General features: G+C 35.4%; 20 protein-coding genes. 11 read left to right on the top strand and 9 right to left on the bottom strand.

The window, feature by feature from the left end:
- Together AC2JF9_RS07560 and AC2JF9_RS07555 are read left to right on the top strand one after the other, a co-directional pair.
- The coding region (locus tag AC2JF9_RS07560; RefSeq protein WP_500726592.1) for an SLAP domain-containing protein at nucleotides 1-2,639 on the top strand (2,639 nt) is incomplete at its 5' end.
- A gap of 21 nt (nucleotides 2,640-2,660) precedes the next feature.
- Entirely contained in the window at nucleotides 2,661-2,804 is a 144-nt protein-coding gene (locus AC2JF9_RS07555) for an SLAP domain-containing protein (RefSeq protein WP_500726599.1), read from the top strand.
- Between the two features lie 445 nt (nucleotides 2,805-3,249).
- Here AC2JF9_RS07555 and AC2JF9_RS07550 read toward each other — a convergent pair whose 3' ends face one another.
- The 6 genes from AC2JF9_RS07550 to AC2JF9_RS07525 are packed head-to-tail and all read right to left on the bottom strand — an operon-like array spanning nucleotide 3,250 to nucleotide 8,513.
- Nucleotides 3,250-4,956: a glycoside hydrolase family 13 protein gene (locus AC2JF9_RS07550; RefSeq protein ID WP_500726590.1), complete on the bottom strand. Its 1,707-nt coding sequence runs from the start codon at nucleotides 4,954-4,956 to the stop codon at nucleotides 3,250-3,252.
- On the bottom strand, nucleotides 4,940-5,356 hold the full coding sequence (locus AC2JF9_RS07545; RefSeq protein WP_500726588.1) for a PTS sugar transporter subunit IIA: 417 nt from the start codon (nucleotides 5,354-5,356) through the stop codon (nucleotides 4,940-4,942). The genes AC2JF9_RS07550 and AC2JF9_RS07545 overlap by 17 nt, the downstream gene beginning before the upstream one ends.
- Before the next feature lie 8 nt (nucleotides 5,357-5,364).
- Nucleotides 5,365-6,201 (bottom strand): PTS system mannose/fructose/sorbose family transporter subunit IID, encoded by an 837-nt coding sequence (locus tag AC2JF9_RS07540; RefSeq protein ID WP_500726586.1) that lies wholly within the window; start codon nucleotides 6,199-6,201, stop codon nucleotides 5,365-5,367.
- Nucleotides 6,194-7,012 carry a PTS mannose/fructose/sorbose/N-acetylgalactosamine transporter subunit IIC gene (locus AC2JF9_RS07535; protein WP_500726584.1) on the bottom strand — a complete coding sequence of 273 codons (819 nt, stop codon included), beginning with the start codon at nucleotides 7,010-7,012 and terminating at the stop codon, nucleotides 6,194-6,196. Before AC2JF9_RS07535 ends, AC2JF9_RS07540 begins: the two co-directional genes overlap by 8 nt.
- An 11-nt stretch (nucleotides 7,013-7,023) precedes the next feature.
- Entirely contained in the window at nucleotides 7,024-7,485 is a 462-nt protein-coding gene (locus tag AC2JF9_RS07530; protein WP_500726582.1) for a PTS sugar transporter subunit IIB, read from the bottom strand.
- A gap of 20 nt (nucleotides 7,486-7,505) precedes the next feature.
- Complete coding sequence (locus tag AC2JF9_RS07525) at nucleotides 7,506-8,513, bottom strand: LacI family DNA-binding transcriptional regulator (RefSeq protein ID WP_500726580.1); 1,008 nt, start codon at nucleotides 8,511-8,513, stop codon at nucleotides 7,506-7,508.
- A 583-nt stretch (nucleotides 8,514-9,096) separates the two neighbouring features.
- Here AC2JF9_RS07525 and AC2JF9_RS07520 point away from each other — a divergent pair.
- Nucleotides 9,097-9,747: a hypothetical protein gene (locus AC2JF9_RS07520; RefSeq protein ID WP_500726578.1), complete on the top strand. Its 651-nt coding sequence runs from the start codon at nucleotides 9,097-9,099 to the stop codon at nucleotides 9,745-9,747.
- 77 nt (nucleotides 9,748-9,824) lie between these two features.
- On the opposite strand, the gene AC2JF9_RS07515 is transcribed toward AC2JF9_RS07520, so the two are convergent.
- The 3 genes from AC2JF9_RS07515 to AC2JF9_RS07505 all read right to left on the bottom strand — a co-directional run bounded on the left by AC2JF9_RS07515 (nucleotide 9,825) and on the right by AC2JF9_RS07505 (nucleotide 12,244).
- Nucleotides 9,825-10,535, bottom strand: a complete 711-nt coding sequence (locus AC2JF9_RS07515; protein WP_500726576.1) for a TatD family hydrolase — start codon at nucleotides 10,533-10,535, stop codon at nucleotides 9,825-9,827.
- A gap of 432 nt (nucleotides 10,536-10,967) precedes the next feature.
- Nucleotides 10,968-11,552 (bottom strand): DJ-1 family glyoxalase III, encoded by a 585-nt coding sequence (locus AC2JF9_RS07510; RefSeq protein ID WP_500726574.1) that lies wholly within the window; start codon nucleotides 11,550-11,552, stop codon nucleotides 10,968-10,970.
- A 35-nt stretch (nucleotides 11,553-11,587) separates the two neighbouring features.
- Nucleotides 11,588-12,244: an HAD family hydrolase gene (locus AC2JF9_RS07505; protein ID WP_500726572.1), complete on the bottom strand. Its 657-nt coding sequence runs from the start codon at nucleotides 12,242-12,244 to the stop codon at nucleotides 11,588-11,590.
- Nucleotides 12,245-12,320: 76 nt separating this feature from the next.
- Here AC2JF9_RS07505 and AC2JF9_RS07500 point away from each other — a divergent pair, with 76 nt between their 5' ends.
- The 8 genes from AC2JF9_RS07500 (at nucleotide 12,321) to galT (ending at nucleotide 19,454) form a co-directional block, all read left to right on the top strand.
- Complete coding sequence (locus AC2JF9_RS07500; RefSeq protein WP_500726570.1) at nucleotides 12,321-13,082, top strand: sulfite exporter TauE/SafE family protein; 762 nt, start codon at nucleotides 12,321-12,323, stop codon at nucleotides 13,080-13,082.
- Between the two features lie 37 nt (nucleotides 13,083-13,119).
- The gene (locus AC2JF9_RS07495; protein WP_500726568.1) at nucleotides 13,120-13,800 is read left to right on the top strand and encodes a histidine phosphatase family protein; all 681 of its coding nucleotides are present in this window, start codon (nucleotides 13,120-13,122) and stop codon (nucleotides 13,798-13,800) included.
- Between the two features lie 56 nt (nucleotides 13,801-13,856).
- On the top strand, nucleotides 13,857-14,753 hold the full coding sequence (locus AC2JF9_RS07490) for a cation diffusion facilitator family transporter (RefSeq protein WP_500726566.1): 897 nt from the start codon (nucleotides 13,857-13,859) through the stop codon (nucleotides 14,751-14,753).
- On the top strand, nucleotides 14,750-14,932 hold the full coding sequence (locus AC2JF9_RS07485) for a DUF308 domain-containing protein (protein WP_500726564.1): 183 nt from the start codon (nucleotides 14,750-14,752) through the stop codon (nucleotides 14,930-14,932). Before AC2JF9_RS07490 ends, AC2JF9_RS07485 begins: the two co-directional genes overlap by 4 nt.
- A 2-nt stretch (nucleotides 14,933-14,934) precedes the next feature.
- Complete coding sequence (locus tag AC2JF9_RS07480; protein ID WP_500726562.1) at nucleotides 14,935-15,609, top strand: 2,3-bisphosphoglycerate-dependent phosphoglycerate mutase; 675 nt, start codon at nucleotides 14,935-14,937, stop codon at nucleotides 15,607-15,609.
- A 104-nt stretch (nucleotides 15,610-15,713) separates the two neighbouring features.
- Nucleotides 15,714-16,649 carry an AAA family ATPase gene (locus AC2JF9_RS07475; RefSeq protein WP_500726560.1) on the top strand — a complete coding sequence of 312 codons (936 nt, stop codon included), beginning with the start codon at nucleotides 15,714-15,716 and terminating at the stop codon, nucleotides 16,647-16,649.
- A gap of 139 nt (nucleotides 16,650-16,788) precedes the next feature.
- Nucleotides 16,789-17,955, top strand: a complete 1,167-nt coding sequence (locus AC2JF9_RS07470) for a galactokinase (RefSeq protein WP_500726558.1) — start codon at nucleotides 16,789-16,791, stop codon at nucleotides 17,953-17,955.
- A 20-nt stretch (nucleotides 17,956-17,975) separates the two neighbouring features.
- Nucleotides 17,976-19,454, top strand: coding sequence for a UDP-glucose--hexose-1-phosphate uridylyltransferase (galT, locus tag AC2JF9_RS07465; RefSeq protein WP_500726556.1), 1,479 nt, complete (start codon nucleotides 17,976-17,978; stop codon nucleotides 19,452-19,454).
- Nucleotides 19,455-19,511 lie beyond the last annotated feature (57 nt).

The following is a 19,511-nucleotide window of genomic DNA, read 5'->3' as shown; positions in this document are numbered from 1 at the left end:
CAATTGATGCAGCAACAAATGCGCAAGGAGTAAAGGATGCTAAGGAAGCAGGTATTGCCAAGATCCAAGGCGACCATATTCCAAACAGTACAACATTAGCTGACCAAAAGAGTGCAGCCAAGACAGCCATTGATGAAGCAGCGACTGAAACTAAGGGAAAGATCATGCAAGATCCATCCTTAGATAATGATGCAAAGGCTAAACAGTCTGCTGATGTAGATAGTGCAGTTAATAGTGCCAAAGATGCTATTGACAAGGCAAATAGTGTTCAAGAAGTACAAATTGCTCGTGAACAAGGTATAGCTGATATTAAATCTAAATATGTAACTAATCCAATAACATTAGCCAACCAAAAAGATTACGCTAAGGCTTTAATTAGAGACGAAGCAGCAATAGTTACAGCAGCTATTAGGAGCGATTCTTTGCTTGATGATATTACGATAGCTAATCAAGTAAGTGCGGTTAATGCACAAATGCAAATGGCTATAGATAGAATCACAGCTGCCACTAATGCTCAAGAAGTTAAGGATGAGTACAATAAAGGCGTCAGAAATATTCACGCTCAACATCTTTCAGGCGTTAGTTTAGCTGAACAAAAAGAGGATGCGATTGCAAATCTAAATGACGAAGCCACCTTAATAAAAGGTAACATTGATCAAGATGTCACAATAGATGATGATACTAAAGAAATTCAAAAAGCTAATGTTGATTCTGCATTATCAAGGGCAACTAGATTAGTCAACCGTGCTAAGACTTCTCAAGAAATAAGTAATCAAGAATCAGCAGGAATTACTAGAATTGATGAACAACATGTTTCTGGACAACCATTAAGTAGTCAAAAAGCACAAGCATGTCAAGTAATTGATGCAACTGCAACTAGTGCTAAAGGTAGAATTGACCAAGCTTTAAATATTACTAACTCAGAAAAGCAAAGACAAAAGCAATTAATAGATAACCTGGCTGCTGATGTTAAACAAGCAATTAATACATCATTGAATGCAACTAAGATTAATGAAAATAGAGATGCTGGAATTGATGCAATTAATAATGTAGCAAGAGCTACTGGTCAAGCTGACTTAAACAAACAAAAAGAGGCTGCAGTAGCTGCAGTAACTGCTGAAGCACAAGCCATTAAAACTGCAATAGCTAATGATCCTTCACTGACTACCTCAGAAAAAGACTATCAAACAGCAAATGTTGAATTAGAAAAATCTAAAGCACAAAGCGCTATTAATAGAGCCGAAAATGCTCAAGAAGTTTTAGAAAAACAAACTGCTGGTATTACTGCAATTGATGCACAGTACGTTCGAGGGAGATCAGTATCACAACTCAAGACTGATGCAATACAAGAAATTACTACAGCAGCAACAGAAGCTAAGAATAGTGTTGACCAAGATCAAACTTTAACTGCTGAGGAAAAATCAAAAAAAAAGTTAGCAATTGATAATGCATTAGCCAATGGCACAAATGCAATTAATAGAGCTACCAATGCTGATGAAGTAAATCGAGCAAAAGCTGAAGCAATTTTAGCAATTAATACTGCACGGAATTCTGGCGGTAATGGTTCAGGTTCAAACGGCTCAGGCTCAAACGGCTCAGGCTCAAACGGCTCAGGCTCAAATGGTTCCGGCTCAAATGGTTCCGGCTCAAACGGCTCAGGCTCAAATGGTTCCGGCTCAAATGGTTCAGGTTCAAACGGCTCAGGCTCAAATGGTTCAGGTTCAAACGGTTCCGGCTCAAACGGCTCAGGTTCAAATGGTTCCGGCTCAAACGGCTCAGGCTCAAACGGCTCAGGTTCAAATGGTTCCGGCTCAAACGGCTCAGGCTCAAATGGCTCAGGTTCAAACGGCTCAGGCTCAAATGGTTCAGGTTCAAATGGCTCAGGTTCAAATGGCTCAGGTTCAAATGGCTCAGGCTCAAATGGCTCAGGCTCAAATGGTTCTGGTTCAAATGGTTCCGGCTCAAATGGCTCAGGTTCAAACGGCTCAGGCTCAAATGGTTCCGGTTCAAATGCCTCAGATAGTACTACAGAGGCTCAAGCATCTAAAGCGGCAAACCGTAAACTGAAGCACAATGCTTACTTCTACAATAAAGAAGGAAAACGTGCAAATCTGCTAGTTGCTAAGAAGGGCTCAACTATTTCAACCTTTGGAATTAGAAATATTGGCAATCGCGAGTTCTATCTAACTGAGAGCGGTTTATACGTTGCTGTTAATAACTTTAGAGCAAGAAGTCGTCGCTTGAAGCATAATGCGTTTATCTATAGTCAAGATGGTGAGCGTATTGGTACCAAGGTACTAAAGAAGAACACAAAAGTTGGTACATATGGTGATCCAGTAAAAATTCTTGGGACTAATTACTACATCATTGATAATGATCAATATATAAAGGCTGCAAATTTCCCTTCAGCTAAAAGAGAAGCTAATAATGTACCTGCTGAAGGTGTAACCTCTAATGCAATAATTAAACGAAATTCGTATGTATATGATGCTACTGGTAAGAGAATTAACAAAGTGGTTCTTACAGCTGGTTCAGAGATTACTACTGGAGAGACTAAGTCAATTGAAGGACGTCAATTCGTCGAAATTGCCAAGGGTCAATATGTAGCAAGTAATAATATTAATGTTAAAGAAAGTTAATTAACTGCAAGAGTTTCCGTTATAAGTATTGATAACCGCTCTGGTAAGCCAACAGTTAAGGACTGCGAATCTGTTCAAACTTATGGAAATATAGTTTCTATCAATGGGAAGGCATACTACTCAATCGGTAACGGTGAGTTTGTTAAGCAAAGTGCTTTTGAATAGAGCTAATTATTAAAATAATTTTGAATAAACTAGCTTAAATTAATAAGCTCCTATCTCTTAAGAGATAGGAGCTTTTTTGTTTGTTTAAATTAAAATCAGTAGATACTTATAAAAATGCAGGTAAATTATAAAATAGTCTTATTCAAATAGATTCTTAGATATTTGAACTGAGTAAAATCTCGTTACAGAAAAGTATAAACGATTAGATCTAACAAAGTTATAATGCAATAGTTAAGTAGTTTTAAATTTAGAAACTAATAAGGCGAAAAAAATATCTAGGCAGATTAACCTATAAAACTCAATTTTTAATTATGACAAAACCCACCACCTTAAATACGGTCATTTAGCTTTTATACATAAAATTAAACACAAAAAAACTGATGGCTGCTTTCATTGAAATGTCTATCAGTTTTTTTAATAAAGAGTCTGCTCAAATAAACTTATTTCAATTGCTTAATTCATAAACAGCACATCCATAAGCAGATAAATCAAGTTCTCCATTACTAATTTCATCGGGTAAGTTTTGATTGCCAATTATTAATTTTGAAGAAGAATAATCTACAGTTTTAGGTATTGAATAATTAATTTCCCTATCAGTGAAATTGGCTATCACAATTAGTGCATGATTTTTTTCTTCTCGTAAATAAGTATATATGTAAGGATTACTTGCGTCTATCAATTTATATTTACCTGTAGTAATAATAGGAAGTTCATGCCTCAATTTAATTAACTTTTGGTAAAAGTAGAAAACAGAGTTTTTATTTGCTAAAGCATTTTTAACATTTATTTCTTTGTAATTTGAATTAGTTTTTAACCAAGGTTTAACTTTACTAAAACCAGCATTTTCAGTTTCATTCCATTGCATTGGAGTTCTAGCGTTGTCACGTGATTTTAGATGTATACATTCCATTGTATAATCTTTACTCAAATGGTTTTGCTCAGTAAATTCTTTATAAATACTCTTAGTTTCAACATCTTGATAGTCTGTAATATCAGAAAAAAGAGCATTTGTCATTCCTATTTCTTCGCCTTCAAATATATATGGAGTTCCTTGCAACATATGCAGAACAGTTCCTAACATTTTCGCAGATTTTTCACGGTATTTTTGATTATCATTTCCAAAACGAGAAACCGCTCTTGCTTGGTCGTGGTTGCTCCAATATAAGCTATTCCATGCTTGATGGTCTGACATTTCAGTTTGCCAGTCTGTTAAAACTCTCTTTAAATCAATTAACTTAAAACGCTTATCGGAAAATTTTCCATATTTACCGTAATCTAAATGCATATGATCAAAACTGAAAACCATATTAAGTTCATGACGATCCCGTGCTGAGTACAGTACTGCTTCCGAAGAATTAGTATGGGGCGTTTCTCCGACAGTCATAATATCATACTTACTCAAGACTTCACGGTTCATTTCCTGTAAATACTTATGAACTTTTGGACCATTAGCTGCCCCCTGGTAATAACTAGCATATTTTTTATTTTGAATAATAGGGCCATCAGAAAAACGAGTGTCCTTGGAAATTAAAGAAATGACATCCATTCTAAAACCGTCTATGCCTTTATTAAGCCAAAACTTCATAATGTCATAAACTGATTCTCTAACTTTTGGATTGTCCCAATTTAAATCAGGTTGTTCTTTTGCAAATAAATGTAGATAATATTCGGCAGTCTTATCTACATATGTCCACGCTGATCCACCAAAACTGGAGCCCCAGTTGTTCGGCTCATGACCATTTTTTGGCTTTTTCCAAATATAAAAATCGTGATACGGATTGTCAGACGATTTTTGCGCTTGCTTAAACCAGGGATTTTTATCTGAAGTGTGATTAACTACTAAGTCTAAAATAATCTTTATGTTTTTTTGATGACATTTCTTTAATAAGTCATCAAAATCGGCCATTGTTCCTAATTCAGGATTAATTTCTTTGTAGTTTGAAATATCGTAGCCATTATCAATCTGTGGAGACTTATAAATAGGATTTAGCCAAATAACATCGATTCCAAGTTCTTCCAAGTAATCTAGCTTTTCAGCTATACCGTTTAGGTCACCAATTCCATCATTATTTGAATCGTTGAAGCTCTTTGGATAAATTTGATATACAACACTATTTTTCCACCAAGGTCTGTTTTTATTCGTCATCATCATCCACCTTTATATCGTTTACATATACCATTGCTTCTCGAGCTTCTTTAAGAATTTCTCTTATTCTGTCTTCGGTTAGATAGTTTTGATTTGGTTCCATTAAGAAAGCAAGCGCTAAAGGCAAGTTCATCCCACTTATGACATGGGTGTGTGGCCTTTCTCTATATAGGAAGAAAAGTTGATTAACACTTCCTGCGGTCATATCGGTTAAAACTACTAATTCTGTTTTGCTTGAAAATTTGGACATTAGTGTTTTGATTTTTTCTTCTACGGAAGTGTTATCCAAATACGCAGAAAAAGAAATTATCTCGTCACTTTTAGTATTTCCAGAAATAAAATTTAGGGTATCTTTTAGACCGTCTGCAAGTCGATGATGTGAAGCTAAAATAATTTTACGCTGCATTTTTTCTCCTAAGCTTTTAGTAAACCGAAATATGAACCAATTAAGGATATTATAATTACGAACAAAATAAGTCTAGTTGGAGTCCATTTTTTGTTACCCAATAGTTTATAAACTAATATTGTTAATAGTGCCGGTAATAAATTTGGCATTATCTTGTCGAAAATCCCACTTTGCAAAGCTAACGAAACTTTGCCAAAGGTGAATTTTAATGGTGTTGATATCTTTACAGTCGTTGCAATTAGACTCCCTACAACTGTTAGCCCCATTATTGAAGCTGCTTCTGTAAAAAGAGACAGCTTATCGCCAAGCGACGTAATTAATTTTGTGCCTGAAGTAAAACCTACTTCAAACAATCCTACCTTAACAAACCAAAAAATAACGTTTGCAATGAACCAAATAATAGCTCCTAACGGATTTCCTTGCAAAGCCATATATCCTGAAATTGATCCCATAATTGTAGGCCATAATATCCAAACAAGAGTATCGCCAACTCCAGCTAGCGGTCCCATCAAACTAGTTTTTAATGATTGGACAGCTGTTTTTGCTTTAATTCCATCCTTTGCTTCCATTGCAGTGGTGGCACCTAGAATCAAGCTTGACATTACTGTAGTAGAATTATAGTAGTTAAAATGGTTGTCTAACGCTTCTTGATATTCGTCATCATCTTTGTAAATTTTTCTAAGAATTGGTGCTAAAGACCAAGCTACTGCCGCGCCCATTTGAGATTCATAATTAAAAATATTGACTGCCATAAATCCATATCTACTACCAGCTCTCCATAGGTCTTTCTTAGTAATGTTAGGTGTCTTGCTATCAAGCTGACCATTAGTTTGTTCCTTACTCATCGTAGTCGTCCTCGCCTTCATTTGTGTCTTCACTTATACTAGTTGGATTGTTGTTTGTACTAATTGCAGCTTTTGTTTTATGCTGATTTGAAGTAAAGTACCAATATCCAGCAGCAAAACCAATTAACGCTATTCCGAGTACAGAAATATTTAAGAAAGTTGCGCAAACAAAACCAACAATTATAAACGGAAGAAACTTTTTAACTGGCATGTATCTCATTAACATTCCAATACCAACAACTGGAAGCATTCCTCCAGCAATTGTTAAACCAGTAGTAAACCATTCGGGAATGAACTTTAATATTGCTTTAATTGCTGGAGGACCAGCTAATACAACTATTGCTGTTGGAACAGCAGTTTGCAAGCTGAATAGCAGAGGACCTAACCAAGCTTCACGTTCCATTCTTTTCCAATTATGTTGATCATTATCTGTTTTCATTTTATGGGCTAAACCATTGCAGATAATCCTACATAAAACTTCTAGTTGAACTGCAATAAGGCCTACAGGTAATCCAACTGCTATTGCAGATTTGATACCTGTCCCTGTTCTAACCGCTACAAAAATACCTACAATAGTTGCTAAACCATAGTTTGGAGCTGAAGCGCCACCTAAGGCTGCCACTCCAAGCATCATTAATTGAAAGGTACCAGCAATTAATAATGCGGTATTTAAGTCGCCCATAATTAAACCTGTGATTGTACCTACAATTACAGGAAACCATGACATAATAACTAAACCATTTTGGTCCACTGTCATGTATCCTGCTAATATGACAATTAATACATCTTGTAAAATCTGAATTCCTGACATCGTAATTTCCTCTAGTATTCTTTCTCTTGGTCTTCTGGAACGTATTGAATTACAATAGGGATATTCTTTTGTCTAATTTTCTCAAGATCATCCTCTTCTTGTTTATTCAAAGCAATAAAATTACTGATAGGCTTGCGGCCGTTTTCGTTGAATATAATTCCTAAATCAACTTTAGGAATTTCTATTCCGTTTTCAATAAGTTTGATTAATGTGCTAGGTTCTTTAACAAGAACTAATACTCTTTGATTGTCATAGTTCCCAGCATTAAAATTTGAAATAGCCTTTTCTGTATCAATAATAGACATTCCAGTTCCCGAAGGTTTTGACATACGCATGCTAGCTTTAATTGCTTCGTTTTTGCTAATTTCATCATCAATGACCATAAAGCGTTTGATTTTCAATGCTTGGGCCCATTGATTAACAATTAAGCCGTGAATCAACCTTTGGTCTATTCTTGCTAATACTACTGTCATTTTTGTTCTCCAATCATTAACTAAATTGTTTTTCTTATAACTAAATCAAGGTCTAAAAGTATCTTTCTTTTATCTTCTTTTTGACTTTTTATATCTTGCATTAATATTTCAGTAACTTTTTCACCCATACTTTTAATAGGTTGTTTTATTGTTGTAAGTGGGTAAGATAGAAACTCATCTAGAGGTTGGTCGTCAACACCTAAAATACCAAGTTCTTCCGGTATTTTAATATTCCTCTTAAGAGCTTCGCTCATTATTCCAGTTGCTACCTCATCACTACCAGCTATTATGCAGTCAGGTTTATCTTTCATCTTGGAAATTCTTTTAACTATCAGTTTTCCGTCTTCAATTGAATGTGCATTTGAGAATAACCAATTTGAATTAAACTCAAGATTATTTTCTTTTAGGGCAGTAGAGAACCCCAGATAACGATCGCTATCGAAACTTTGTCCCAAATTGCCTAAAGTTAGCTTAGAAGCACCGGTACAATAAGCTATTTTTCTTTTTCCTTTATTGATAATATAATTTGTGCCTTTAACGAATGCATCGTACTGATTGCCAATTACACAAGGCAATGTTTCGTCAGATATATACTCGTTACAAACTACAATTTGACCATATTTCTTATATGATTTAATTAAATCCCAGTCATTTTCTAGCGCACAAAGTATAATTCCATCGACTTGATGAAGTTTTAACAGCTCTAATGCGTTAATTTCATCTTCTTTTTTTCCAAAGGTTTGAAAAATTAGGACTTTATAAGAATACTGCGTAGCTGTTTGTTGAATGTAATTCACTAGATAAGAGAAAAAAGGATTAATAATAGAAGGCAAAACAACTTCTATTGTTTTTGTGCTTGATCCTCGCAGCTGTTGAGCAGCTAAAAGCGGTTCATATCCTAGTTGCTCCATTGCCAGTTTAACTTTTTCGACTTTATTTTTTGAAACATGGGGATTATTGTTAATAACCCTAGAAACTGTACTTACTGAGACTCCCGATAATTTAGCAACATCTGAAATCGTTGCCATATTATCACCTCCTTTTACCTAAATTTAAATATATCACTAAATGATATCGTTTTCAAATTAAATTGATATCGATTTCAAAAAAGATAAAAATATACTTGCTATATTAGAATTTGAGCTGTTTATTTTTTTAAAAAACTAGTATCTTTTCAATTATTTTAATGGAACTTAAAAAATGAAAGCCAAGAAGAACATGAATAGAATGCTAGATCAAGCAATAATTTGAAATTTTCTGTTGTCAAAAATAAGTTATTCAAAACGGAATTTTTTGGACAAAATTCACATAGAAACTTCCAAAAAATATAACTATTTTGTGGAAGAATGACTAATTGTTGTTTGGCATTTAAAGAAGTAACAGGCTGCAACTAGGAGATGATACGTTTATATTTTTAAAGAAAAGAAATAGTAAATATCAATTACATTTGCCGTCATTTAATTATTTTGTTACTTATTAAACAATTCTAATTAGATCCTCTAATGTGAAAAAAACATATATTTAATATAATAATTGTTGTAACACGATTGTAACAATATTATAATTTGCTTAAAAGAAAAAATAACGTTAGTGGTTTGGAGGATTGTTTAAATGAAATACAAAAGAAATTATTACATCATGACAGCGGCAGCTACATTATTATTTTCACTTGCTAGCGTTAGAAAAGAAAGTGTCAATGTTTATGCAGCAACCGAGTCTGTTCAGAAAAACAAAAACTCGGAAAACGGAAACTTACAAATTATTCCAGCGAAGCGCTTGGCCAAGGCTGGTTATATTTTTAGGTTAACTAAAGATGCTGCTTTATTTCCTAACTTTAATGCATCGCAAGGAGAGCAATATAGTAAGAAAGTTGTAAAAAAGCTGATTGATAAAAAAGTCCGTTTTAAGGTAACAGAATATGGTACTGCCAAGGCTGCTTTAGTTGCTCATATTATTGACAAAAGTGGTAAAAATCAAGGCTGGGTAAACTTAGGAAGTGATAACATCTATAACATTAACGCAAAAAAGAAGTCGCTTAAGCCACTTGTTAAAGCAGAAATGAAAGTTATGAATTTGGTTTTCGAAAAGGGTAAGGAAATCGCTTTAAAAGAAATGCCTCAAGTAGAAAAAGAAATTAAACAACTACATGGAAAAAACAAGAGAATTGGTGAAACTTCCGTTAAACAACTAAAAAAGTGGCTTGACTATCAGGGAATAGATGGAGCTTATAAATATATACCTACTTTATTATTTGGACTGTAATATGTACTCGATCGTCTCTCTTTTAGACGAATATAGTACTAAAAATGAAAAAATTCTATAAATTAAAGCTTTATTCTTTATCTTAAAAAGTCATTCAAGTTATTTGCTAACTGCGTGGTTAATCTTACTTTGTCAATATTACGTAGTTTGGCTAAGGTGGTAACTGTTTTCTCTAAAATGTCAGGATATTCTTCAACCTGAATCGAACGATTTTCCAGCCATTTAACCGAACTTAAACCGTCAGTTTCAATAAGTAATCGCTCAAGCGGAACTGCTTTAGCCAACTTTATAACGCTGGGATCACTTAAGACTGCAAGGCAGACACTAAAATAACAATCGGTGGCAATGTACTCTTCTTGGAAGCTTGGACAATCATACCAATGAATCATATAGTGATTTGGGTACTCTTTAATTGTGTCTAAAATGAGTTTTTCGCATCCTTTAGTATGCAAAATTACTGGCTTTTGCTTATCGCAAGCCCAAGAAACTTGTTTTTCAAAAATAGGTGTTTGAATGTCAAGATTGTTTTTTGTCCAAACTGTATCAAGACCAATTTCGCCCACAACGTTGGCTCGTTCAAAATAGGGTAGAACTTCTTGGAACGTGAATTTATCAGCGTCCCAGGGATGAATACCAAAGCTAAGAGGTTGCCTACGTTCAGTCAGCTGAAGATTAGTTGACCATTCTTGCGGATTCTGGCAATTGATAATCGACTTAATCCCATTTTGAATTTGTAGCTGTGCCAAGTTTTGATTATTTTCCAAATGGCAATGAGCATCAGTTAGCATTAATTTTGCCTCCCTATAAAATTCAGTATTTAAATTCCGAGAAAAATAAAAAATTGGTAGAGCATATAGATAATATTCTACCAATTTTGTTTTAAATACGCTTTGATAAAACGGCTATCAAAAGATGCAACTGTCTTTTTTATGAACCATGACTGCAAGATACGTAAAGTAAGCTTCATATACGACAAAGGACAGGCTAATGCGAAGATATCCAAAATTAATACATAAAAAACCTGGAAAAAGAATATCATAGCTTCTTATCTAAAATAGGGAAATTATATATTCGCTTTCTAGTTAACGATAATGTCACCGTAACTACTTTGAACTTTTAAAGTAATTTTACCATCTATTATGCGGCTAAAGCGCAATAATTCGGTTTTCCATAAAATCTAATATTCGAATTAGGATTGCTTTTTTGTATCCAGTATTTACTTATAAACTATCCTGAATATGGTCACCTAAGTAGTCATAAAGCATGGCTTTTTTCAGGTCATTAGTATCAATATCAAGTGCTTCGGCAATTGCATAAGAAAAAGCCCATGCAGTTGCTGGTCCGCGGCTGGTAACGATTTTATGGATATCGTCAGTCACTGTAATATCTTTTTTAAAATGACCGATTGGAGCGTCTTTTTTAGTTTGCTTTTCAAAGCCAGGGTAACAGGTATAGTCGGCATTATCTAAAAGACCGAAGCGAGCTAATGCGATTGGAGCAGCACACATTGCTGCATTCCACTTGCCTTCAGCGTTTCTTTTAGCCATGAAATCACGTAACTCGTCATTTGCTCGTAAGTTATTGGCACCTTCAGAGCCACCTGGTAAAGCAACCATATCGTAGTCGAGTAAGTGATCATCAAGCACTTTATTACAAGTAATTCTAATGTTATGCGCTCCCGTCACGTCTTTACTGGTTAATCCAACCATATCACATTCGGCACCAAGCCGCCTTAAAACATCAACTACACTCAGACCTTCAACTTCTTCACAGCCATCGGCAAATATTACTGCTATTTTCTTCATACTTAGTACCTCGCAATTCTTATACTTATTATAAACTAGCTAAGTTCAAGGTAAAATAATAAGTCATTTAACTTTTTTAAATGTAGGGTAGGACGCGGACTAATTGGCATTTTTACTTTCTTAGGGGCAACCCAAAGAGATTGCAAGTTAGCGTTTTCAGCGCCCTGAATTTCATCGGCTAAGTCAGTTCCAATGATTAAACAAGAATCTGGTTCAAGTTCTTGCTCTTGAATAATCTTTATAAAAATATTCTTATTTGGAAGCCGCTCAGGAAAGCTGTCTTTAAAATAGCTCGCTGCAAAATAATTAAGTAATTCGCTTGGGGCTAATCGATTTGTAACAACTTGTTTGTTTTCTTTTGATAAGAGTACCATTTTAACTTTGCCTTGGATTTCGTCTAAAAATGGAACTACACCTTTAACTAATTGTTTTTGCAATTGTATTTGCTCATTGAAAATCTTGCGTGCTTCAGTTAAGTTTGTTTTACAAAAGTTCTGCAAGCTGATTTCGATGCGCTCATCTAAGCCAAGCAACTTACTCTGCGTGCAAAAGTCGTTATATTTTAAACGTTCGGCAGGCCCAAAACCACTACCTAATGCTTTTAGGGTTCGCTGAAGAGCATTTCGTTCAGCCGCTTTCTCATCAAGCAAACTACCCTCAGGAATAAAGATTAATGTTTGAAATTTTGTCACTTTTAGTTTACCCTCTTAATTTGTTTGTTACCTGCATTATAATAGATATTATTGATTAAAAGGAAGTTAGATTACAATGCCCTCAGTTTTAACCATGATTTTTATTTTTTTGGGCGGAATTGCCGGTGGTTTGCTGTCTTCGGCAGCCTCAATGGCATCGCTAGCATCGTATCCGGCTTTGTTAGCCGTTGGTATACCTCCAATTTATGCGAATGTAACTAATGACGCTGCCCTCATTTGGACAGGTATAGGTTCGACTCTTTCATCGCTTAAGGAGCTCAAAGGCCACTGGCGTCAAGTAGCTTTTTATGCTCTTTTTACCATATTAGGATCGTTATGTGGCTGCTATTTGTTGCTTACTTTTCCATCGAAAGTTTTTGAGAAAGTTGTGCCATTTTTTATTGCTGGGTCGGGAATTATGGTTATCGTTTCAGCTAAGCATCATAATTTAAAGCCACATAAAAGACCCCTCTGGCAAGAGGTATTATATATCGTAGCATTGCTAGTAATGGGAATTTACACTGGCTATTTTGGTGCTGCTGGTGGAGTAATTGTCATGGTTTTACTAACTTATATCACAGACGAAAAATTTATTGTTGTAAATGCAATTAAAAATGTCATTTGTGGCTTAGCAAATTTAGTTGCCTTAATCGTTTTTGCTTTTGCTTCACATATCTACTGGATTCAGGCAATTCCGTTGGCGATAGGGATGTTTATTGGTGGCTATTTAGGCATGGATATTTTACGTGTAGTTCCAGCCAAGTATATGCGTGTTTTCATTGCTACACTAGCTTTTATTCAAGCTGGCTATTTCTTTTACAAGGCATATGTGTTATAGTTTATAAACATTAATTTAGATGAAAGGAGAATATAGATTGGCAACAGAAGTATATTTAATTCGTCATGGTGAAACTATGTTTAATCAACTGGATAAGGTGCAGGGATGGTGTGATTCACCGTTGACTGTTAAAGGGATTAATGACTTAAAAACGACTGCTCGAGCATTAAGCCAAGTTCGATTTGACAATATGTATTCTTCTGATTTAAAACGAGCAATTGATACAGTTCATTTAATGAAGGACGCGAATCAAGTATCTGAAATCGGGAAAATTAAAAAACTGCCCGAATTTCGTGAAGTTTTTTTTGGTTCGTTTGAAGGTGACGATATTCAAGATACTTGGGAGCAAGTTAGTTATGCTGCCGGAATCGGACCTGAAAAAGATGTCACTAAGATTATCAATCAGGTAGGAATCTACGAATTTCGTGAGGCTACCAAGAAGGCTGATCCTCGTCATTTAGCCGAGAATAAAGCCGAACTTGATGATCGTATGGTGAGAGCAGTTTCAGTTTTAGGTGATTTAACTAAAAATGATCAGCGTGTCCTCATCGTTTCTCATGGTGATTTTATTAAAACACTGGCAATCAAATACTGGAATCAAAGCGATGGTTTGCATGACATTATTTTTCCCGATAATGGCAGCGTTACAAGGGGAATACTATACAATAACGGAAAATTTGAAATTGTTGATTATAATGTTGATGCAACGGAAATGTAAGGCCCTACTGTAAATAGTAGGCCTTTTTGTTATACTGATGTAATAAGGAGAAGCAAATGAAAGATCACACCACAAAGCGTTACGCTTACGTTACAGCACTCAATGTTATTATCACGGCTGCGGAATTTATCGGTGGCTTCGTTTCAGGTTCGTTATCACTTTTATCCGATGCCGTACACAATTTAAGCGATGTCGGAGCAATTATTATTTCGTTTGTGGCTCACTTAATTAGCAATCGACGTAGCAATAAACAAAAAACTTTTGGCTATGAACGAGCTGAAACACTAGCTGCCTTTACTAACGGAATTGTTCTAATTTTAATTAGCATTATTCTATTTGTTGAAGCAATTGAACGTTTTTGGCAGCCAACTGAAATTAGTGGCACTATTATGCTAGTTGTTTCAGTCATTGGATTGTTAGCTAATATAATTTCAATGATTGTAATGCATGAAGACGGCGAACAAAGCTTAAATGTTCGTTCAACTTTCATTCATATGATGAGTGATGCTTTGTCTAGTGTTGCTGTGGTAATCGGAGCCATCTGTATTTACTTCTGGCATATCACTTGGATCGACCCGTTAATGACCTTACTTGTTTCAATTTTTGTTTTCCATGAAGCTTATGGTCTAACCAAAAAGGCTGCCAATATTTTGATGGAATCTAATCCTGATGTTGATCTTGATCAAGTTAATAAAATTGTTCTTTCATTTCCTGATATTAAAAACATTCATCACGTTCATGTATGGCGTTATAGCGATCGTTACATCATGTTAGATGCTCACGTAAATGTAGCTGCGGACTTAACTGCTGGTCAATTTGAACAATTGACTGGTCAAATTAGTCAAAAACTTGCCAATTTAGGTATTAATCACACTAATTTTCAAGTCGAGTGTGAGCGGGGAAAGAACAATAAGATGATTGTCTCTGATCATGATAAGGAAGCGTCAAAATGAAATTTGAAGTCAATATTTTTACTGCCATTATCGTGCTTATAGTTGGATTATACGATATGGCATATGCGTTTAACCGCCGTCACAAAAATCAAGGACGTGGTTATGGTCCATTCTTGGTATTAGGTATTATTTTTACAATTTTTGGCATCTATTTATTGATTAAAAACTGGATGGGTTAAAAATGGTAAAGTTAGTGTTACTTAGACATGGTGAAAGCACTGCTAATTCACTAAATATATACACTGGCTGGGATGATGTTGCACTAACTGCTAAAGGTAGAACTCAAGCTAAGTCAGCAGGACAGTTAATTAATGAAATCAGTGATTTTGAACCGACGCATATTCATACTTCGACTTTGCAGCGAGCAATTATTACAGCTAATATTGTTGCTGAAATTTGTCATTTTTTATATTTGCCTATAACTAAAACCTGGCGATTAAATGAACGTCATTATGGTAAATTACGGGGTATTAATAAAGACAGTTCTCGCTCGATTTTTGGTGAAAAACAAGTAAGAGAGTGGCGTCGCGGCTTTTATGCTATTCCGCCTGCGGGTGAAAGAATAAAGGCGCTATGTTACGACAATTTTGACTATCGTTGTTTGCCTAATGCTGAGAGTTTATACCAAACTCAAAAACGGCTGTTGGTCTATTATTATAATCAGATTGCCAACCGTTTATTAAAAGGCGAAGACCAGTTAGTAGTTGCGCATGGCTCAAGTTTACGCGCATTAATTAAACAAATTGAACAGATTAATGATAATGAAATTGTTAATCTTGAAGTGCCGAATGCCCAACCAATTGTTTATATAATGGACAGCCAGTTACAGATCATTGAAAAACAAATTTTATGCTGATTTTTCATCCACTTTTCAGTTAATCGTGAAGAATTTTCCAGATGTATGTTAAAATTTAATACGATATTAAATAGAGTTTTACATTCTTAGTTTGGAGAATAGGTATGCGTAAAATATTTTTATTACGAGGCGCACCCGGCTCCGGAAAATCTTCTTTTATTGCTCGTCATCACTTACAGCCTTACGCGATCAGCCGTGATCAGATAAGGTTATTATTGGCGAACTTAACTTACTATTATGAAGAAGATTCCGATTGCTTACATCAAGTTATTCCGCGTTATGCTAATGAGCAAACGGAAAAAATGGTGGATTACCTCGTAGAAGAAAAAATGAAACGTGGTGAAACCGTAATTGTCGATAGTACTCACATCGTTGAAGAGAGCATTGATCACTATCAGCAGTGGGTTGAACAGTATCACTACGAGTGTTTTATTGTTGATTTAATGTATCATAAAAACCTGCAAAATTTGTTAAACCGTAACGAGATTCGCAGGCACTATGATTGGGTTAAGCCTGAAGTAGTTAAACAAATGTATCTTAGCTATCAGGCTAATGTTCAAATTCCTGAGTGGGCTCGTGTTATTAGTCCTAATCAATTAGGTAGGGCATTAATACAAAAAGAAAGTGATTTGGATCATTTTGCTCATGTAGTTGCTGTTCCTGATCAAGTTGATGAAGAAGACTTTCCTCATGTTCACATTTCAAATTTCTATTTTTCGTTTAATGATCGCTTTACTGAGAAATATGGAACTTATCGAAATGTGGTGACAATTGGTAAAACTAAGAAAGAAATTATTGAAGAATTTCGACTTCCATATTTTGCTTTTAAGTTTCATCACAAACATTTTTTAATTTCCGCTTATCCAGTCCGAAACGAAATGCTGGATCCAATTAAAAAAGTTAAAGGGGTTTGGACATACTCAACTGGATTAATTAATTTAGCGGATTTTGCTGAGGAATATCCGCCGAGTAAACAGCAACATGTTCACCAGTTTAATTTGAATAAACTACAATCTGACCGTTTATTACATATTTGGTAAAAAAAGCCGCTAATAGCGGCTTTTTGCGTTCTTATAGTAACAAATAACATAGTGAGTCAGTATCACACTTGTTCAGTTTTTTAGAAAAAAGTATAATAAAAACAAAAATGGTAACGCTTTAAGAAAAAGAGTGGAAACAATGAAGATTGAAGATTTAAAAGCTGAGTTTGTAAAAACCTATCAGGAGCGCCCGACAAGGTGCTATTTTTCACCAGGACGAATTAATCTTATCGGTGAGCATACCGATTATAATGGAGGACATGTTTTTCCTTGCGCAATTTCTTTGGGAATATATGGTGCGGTAAGTCCACGTTCTGATCAGCAATTTAATTTTTATTCTACTAGTTTTCCGGATCTTGGAGTTGTTAGAATAGATCTAGCTCAATTACAATATGCAAAAGAAGACTCATGGGTTAACTATGCCAAGGGTATGATTTATTTTTTGCGTAAGAGTGGTGCTAATATTACTCACGGACTGAATATTTATCTGAGTGGTAATATTCCCGACGGTGCTGGCTTATCCTCTTCAGCTGCCTTGGAAATGCTAATTGGTGTGATCATGAATGATCAGTTTAACCTAGCTCTTGAACGTTTAGAGCTCGTTAAATTAGGTGTAAAAACCGAGAATGAATTTATTGGAGTAAATTCAGGTATTATGGACCAGTTCGCCGTTGCGATGGGGCAAAAAGATCAAGCAATTTTGTTAGACACGAATACGCTTCAGTATAAAATGGTACCGCTGAAACTAAAGGATAATGTAATTGTTATCATGAATACTAACAAAAGACGTGAATTATCCGATTCTAAGTATAATGAACGCCGAAGAGAATGCGAAACAGGCCTAAAGGCTATCCAAACGAAACTTAAAGTTCGTTCGCTAGGTGATTTAGACGTCCAGACTTTTGATGAATACAGTTTTCTGTTGCCAAATGAAACCCTGCTCAAGCGCTGCAGGCACGCCGTATGGGAAAATCAACGTACTTTAGCGGCTGAACAAGCATTACAAAAAGAAAATTTAGCTCAGTTTGGCCGATTAATGAATTCATCGCATGTTTCACTTGAATATGATTATGAAGTCACTGGCCCAGAGCTTGATACACTTGCTCATACTGCTTGGCAACTGCCCGGTGTATTAGGCGCTCGCATGACTGGAGCTGGTTTTGGTGGCTGCGCCATAGCCTTGGTAAATAAAGAAAAGGTTGCCGCGTTTAGAGAAAAAATGACTCAGGTATATCAGGAAAAAATTGGTTATCAGCCTTCATTTTATTTAGCTGAAACTGCAGACGGCACAAAAGTGCTGGAATAATTACCATATAGGAACTTGTTATGGATGAACACAATTTAGTTGAAACTTTTGTTACGCAGATTATAAACTTCAGTGATTACACTGAACTAGACCGAATTTATTTACGTAATTGGATTTTAGCCCTGGTAGGCGATGATGCGTTGACGGTCAAGACGACACAATCTAATCTTTTAGCTTTAAAAGATCAATTGGTGCAAATTGCCCAAGATCATGGTCATTCTTTAAAAACCAATGCTGAACGTGATCTTATTGGAGCTGAATTAATGGATCTGATAGTTCCAAGACCGAGCATTGTTAACCAACGCTTTTGGCAAACCTATCACCGTTCACCTGAACAAGCAATTGCCGATTTTTACGAATTAAGCAAGCGAAGCGACTACATCAAGACGCAAGCTATTGCCAAGAACATTTATTTCAAAGCACCTAGTCAGTATGGTGATTTAGAAATTACTATTAATTTGTCAAAACCGGAAAAAGATCCTAAAGAAATTGCCGCCGCCAAGAAACAAAAGCCTACTGGTTATCCACTGTGTCAACTGTGTATGGAAAATGAAGGTTACTTAGGAAGGATTAACTATCCAGCACGCAAGAATCATCGCATTATCAGATTTGATCTTAATCATGAAGAATGGGGTTTTCAATATTCGCCTTATGCCTATTTTAATGAACACTGTATTTTTCTTTCTGCTAAGCATGAACAGATGAAAATTAATCGTGAGACTTTCAAAAATCTGCTCCAGATTGTTGACCAGTTTCCCGGCTATTTTGCGGGTAGTAATGCTGATTTACCAATTGTTGGCGGTTCAATTCTGACTCATGAGCATTATCAAGGAGGGAGACATCGTTTTCCAATGGATAAGGCACCGCTTACGACCAAACTTCAATTTACTGGTTTTAGTCAAGTCGAAGCAGGTATTGTTAAATGGCCTTTATCGGTAATCCGTTTGCGCAGTCAAAGCCAAAGTCAAATGGTTGATTTAGCAGAAAAGATCCTTAAATCTTGGCAAAATTATACTGATGAACAGGTTGAGGTTCGTGCAGTTACTAATGGTGAGAAGCACCATACAATTACACCAATTGCGCGTAAACAAAATGATTTTTATGAATTGGATCTTGTTTTGCGTGATAATCAAACCTCAGCTACTTATCCCGATGGTATTTTTCATCCTCATCCCGATGTGCAACATATTAAAAAAGAAAATATTGGTCTAATTGAAGTAATGGGTTTAGCAATTTTACCGCCTCGTCTTGAGTCTGAAATGCTTGAAGTTAAAAAGTTTCTTTTAGACCAACCCAATGAAATTGCTCGGATACACCTCAAATGGGCGCAAAAAATTAAAGCAAAACAGTCGCTAACTTCCGAAAACGTTGATCAGATTTTACAAAATGAAATAGGGCAAGTTTTTGCACGCGTTTTAGAAGATGCTGGCGTTTTTAAACAGACAGAAATTGGTCAAGAAGCCTTTTTGCGCTTTGCTCAAAATGTGGGGCTGGCTTAACTAGTAATTTCGCAATAACAAAAAACTGCGTTACGTAATGTAGCGCAGTTTCTTTAT

It is taken from the genome of Lactobacillus sp. C449L (genome assembly GCF_059900815.1).
This window is presented reverse-complemented; position numbering and strand designations above follow the sequence as displayed.

Excerpts from the sequence above, each read along its gene's own strand:
- AC2JF9_RS07550 (WP_500726590.1), bottom strand. The coding sequence starts at position 4,956 with ATGATGATGACGAATAAAAACAGACCTTGGTGGAAAAATAGTGTTGTA.
- AC2JF9_RS07530 (WP_500726582.1), bottom strand. The coding sequence starts at position 7,485 with ATGACAGTAGTATTAGCAAGAATAGACCAAAGGTTGATTCACGGCTTA.
- AC2JF9_RS07520 (WP_500726578.1), top strand. The coding sequence starts at position 9,097 with ATGAAATACAAAAGAAATTATTACATCATGACAGCGGCAGCTACATTA.
- AC2JF9_RS07535 (WP_500726584.1), bottom strand. The coding sequence starts at position 7,012 with ATGTCAGGAATTCAGATTTTACAAGATGTATTAATTGTCATATTAGCA.
- AC2JF9_RS07485 (WP_500726564.1), top strand. The coding sequence starts at position 14,750 with ATGAAATTTGAAGTCAATATTTTTACTGCCATTATCGTGCTTATAGTT.
- AC2JF9_RS07510 (WP_500726574.1), bottom strand. The coding sequence starts at position 11,552 with ATGAAGAAAATAGCAGTAATATTTGCCGATGGCTGTGAAGAAGTTGAA.
- AC2JF9_RS07470 (WP_500726558.1), top strand. The coding sequence starts at position 16,789 with ATGAAGATTGAAGATTTAAAAGCTGAGTTTGTAAAAACCTATCAGGAG.
- galT (WP_500726556.1), top strand. The coding sequence starts at position 17,976 with ATGGATGAACACAATTTAGTTGAAACTTTTGTTACGCAGATTATAAAC.
- AC2JF9_RS07540 (WP_500726586.1), bottom strand. The coding sequence starts at position 6,201 with ATGAGTAAGGAACAAACTAATGGTCAGCTTGATAGCAAGACACCTAAC.
- AC2JF9_RS07500 (WP_500726570.1), top strand. The coding sequence starts at position 12,321 with ATGCCCTCAGTTTTAACCATGATTTTTATTTTTTTGGGCGGAATTGCC.
- AC2JF9_RS07490 (WP_500726566.1), top strand. The coding sequence starts at position 13,857 with ATGAAAGATCACACCACAAAGCGTTACGCTTACGTTACAGCACTCAAT.
- AC2JF9_RS07480 (WP_500726562.1), top strand. The coding sequence starts at position 14,935 with ATGGTAAAGTTAGTGTTACTTAGACATGGTGAAAGCACTGCTAATTCA.
- AC2JF9_RS07515 (WP_500726576.1), bottom strand. The coding sequence starts at position 10,535 with ATGCTAACTGATGCTCATTGCCATTTGGAAAATAATCAAAACTTGGCA.
- AC2JF9_RS07525 (WP_500726580.1), bottom strand. The coding sequence starts at position 8,513 with ATGGCAACGATTTCAGATGTTGCTAAATTATCGGGAGTCTCAGTAAGT.
- AC2JF9_RS07545 (WP_500726588.1), bottom strand. The coding sequence starts at position 5,356 with ATGCAGCGTAAAATTATTTTAGCTTCACATCATCGACTTGCAGACGGT.
- AC2JF9_RS07475 (WP_500726560.1), top strand. The coding sequence starts at position 15,714 with ATGCGTAAAATATTTTTATTACGAGGCGCACCCGGCTCCGGAAAATCT.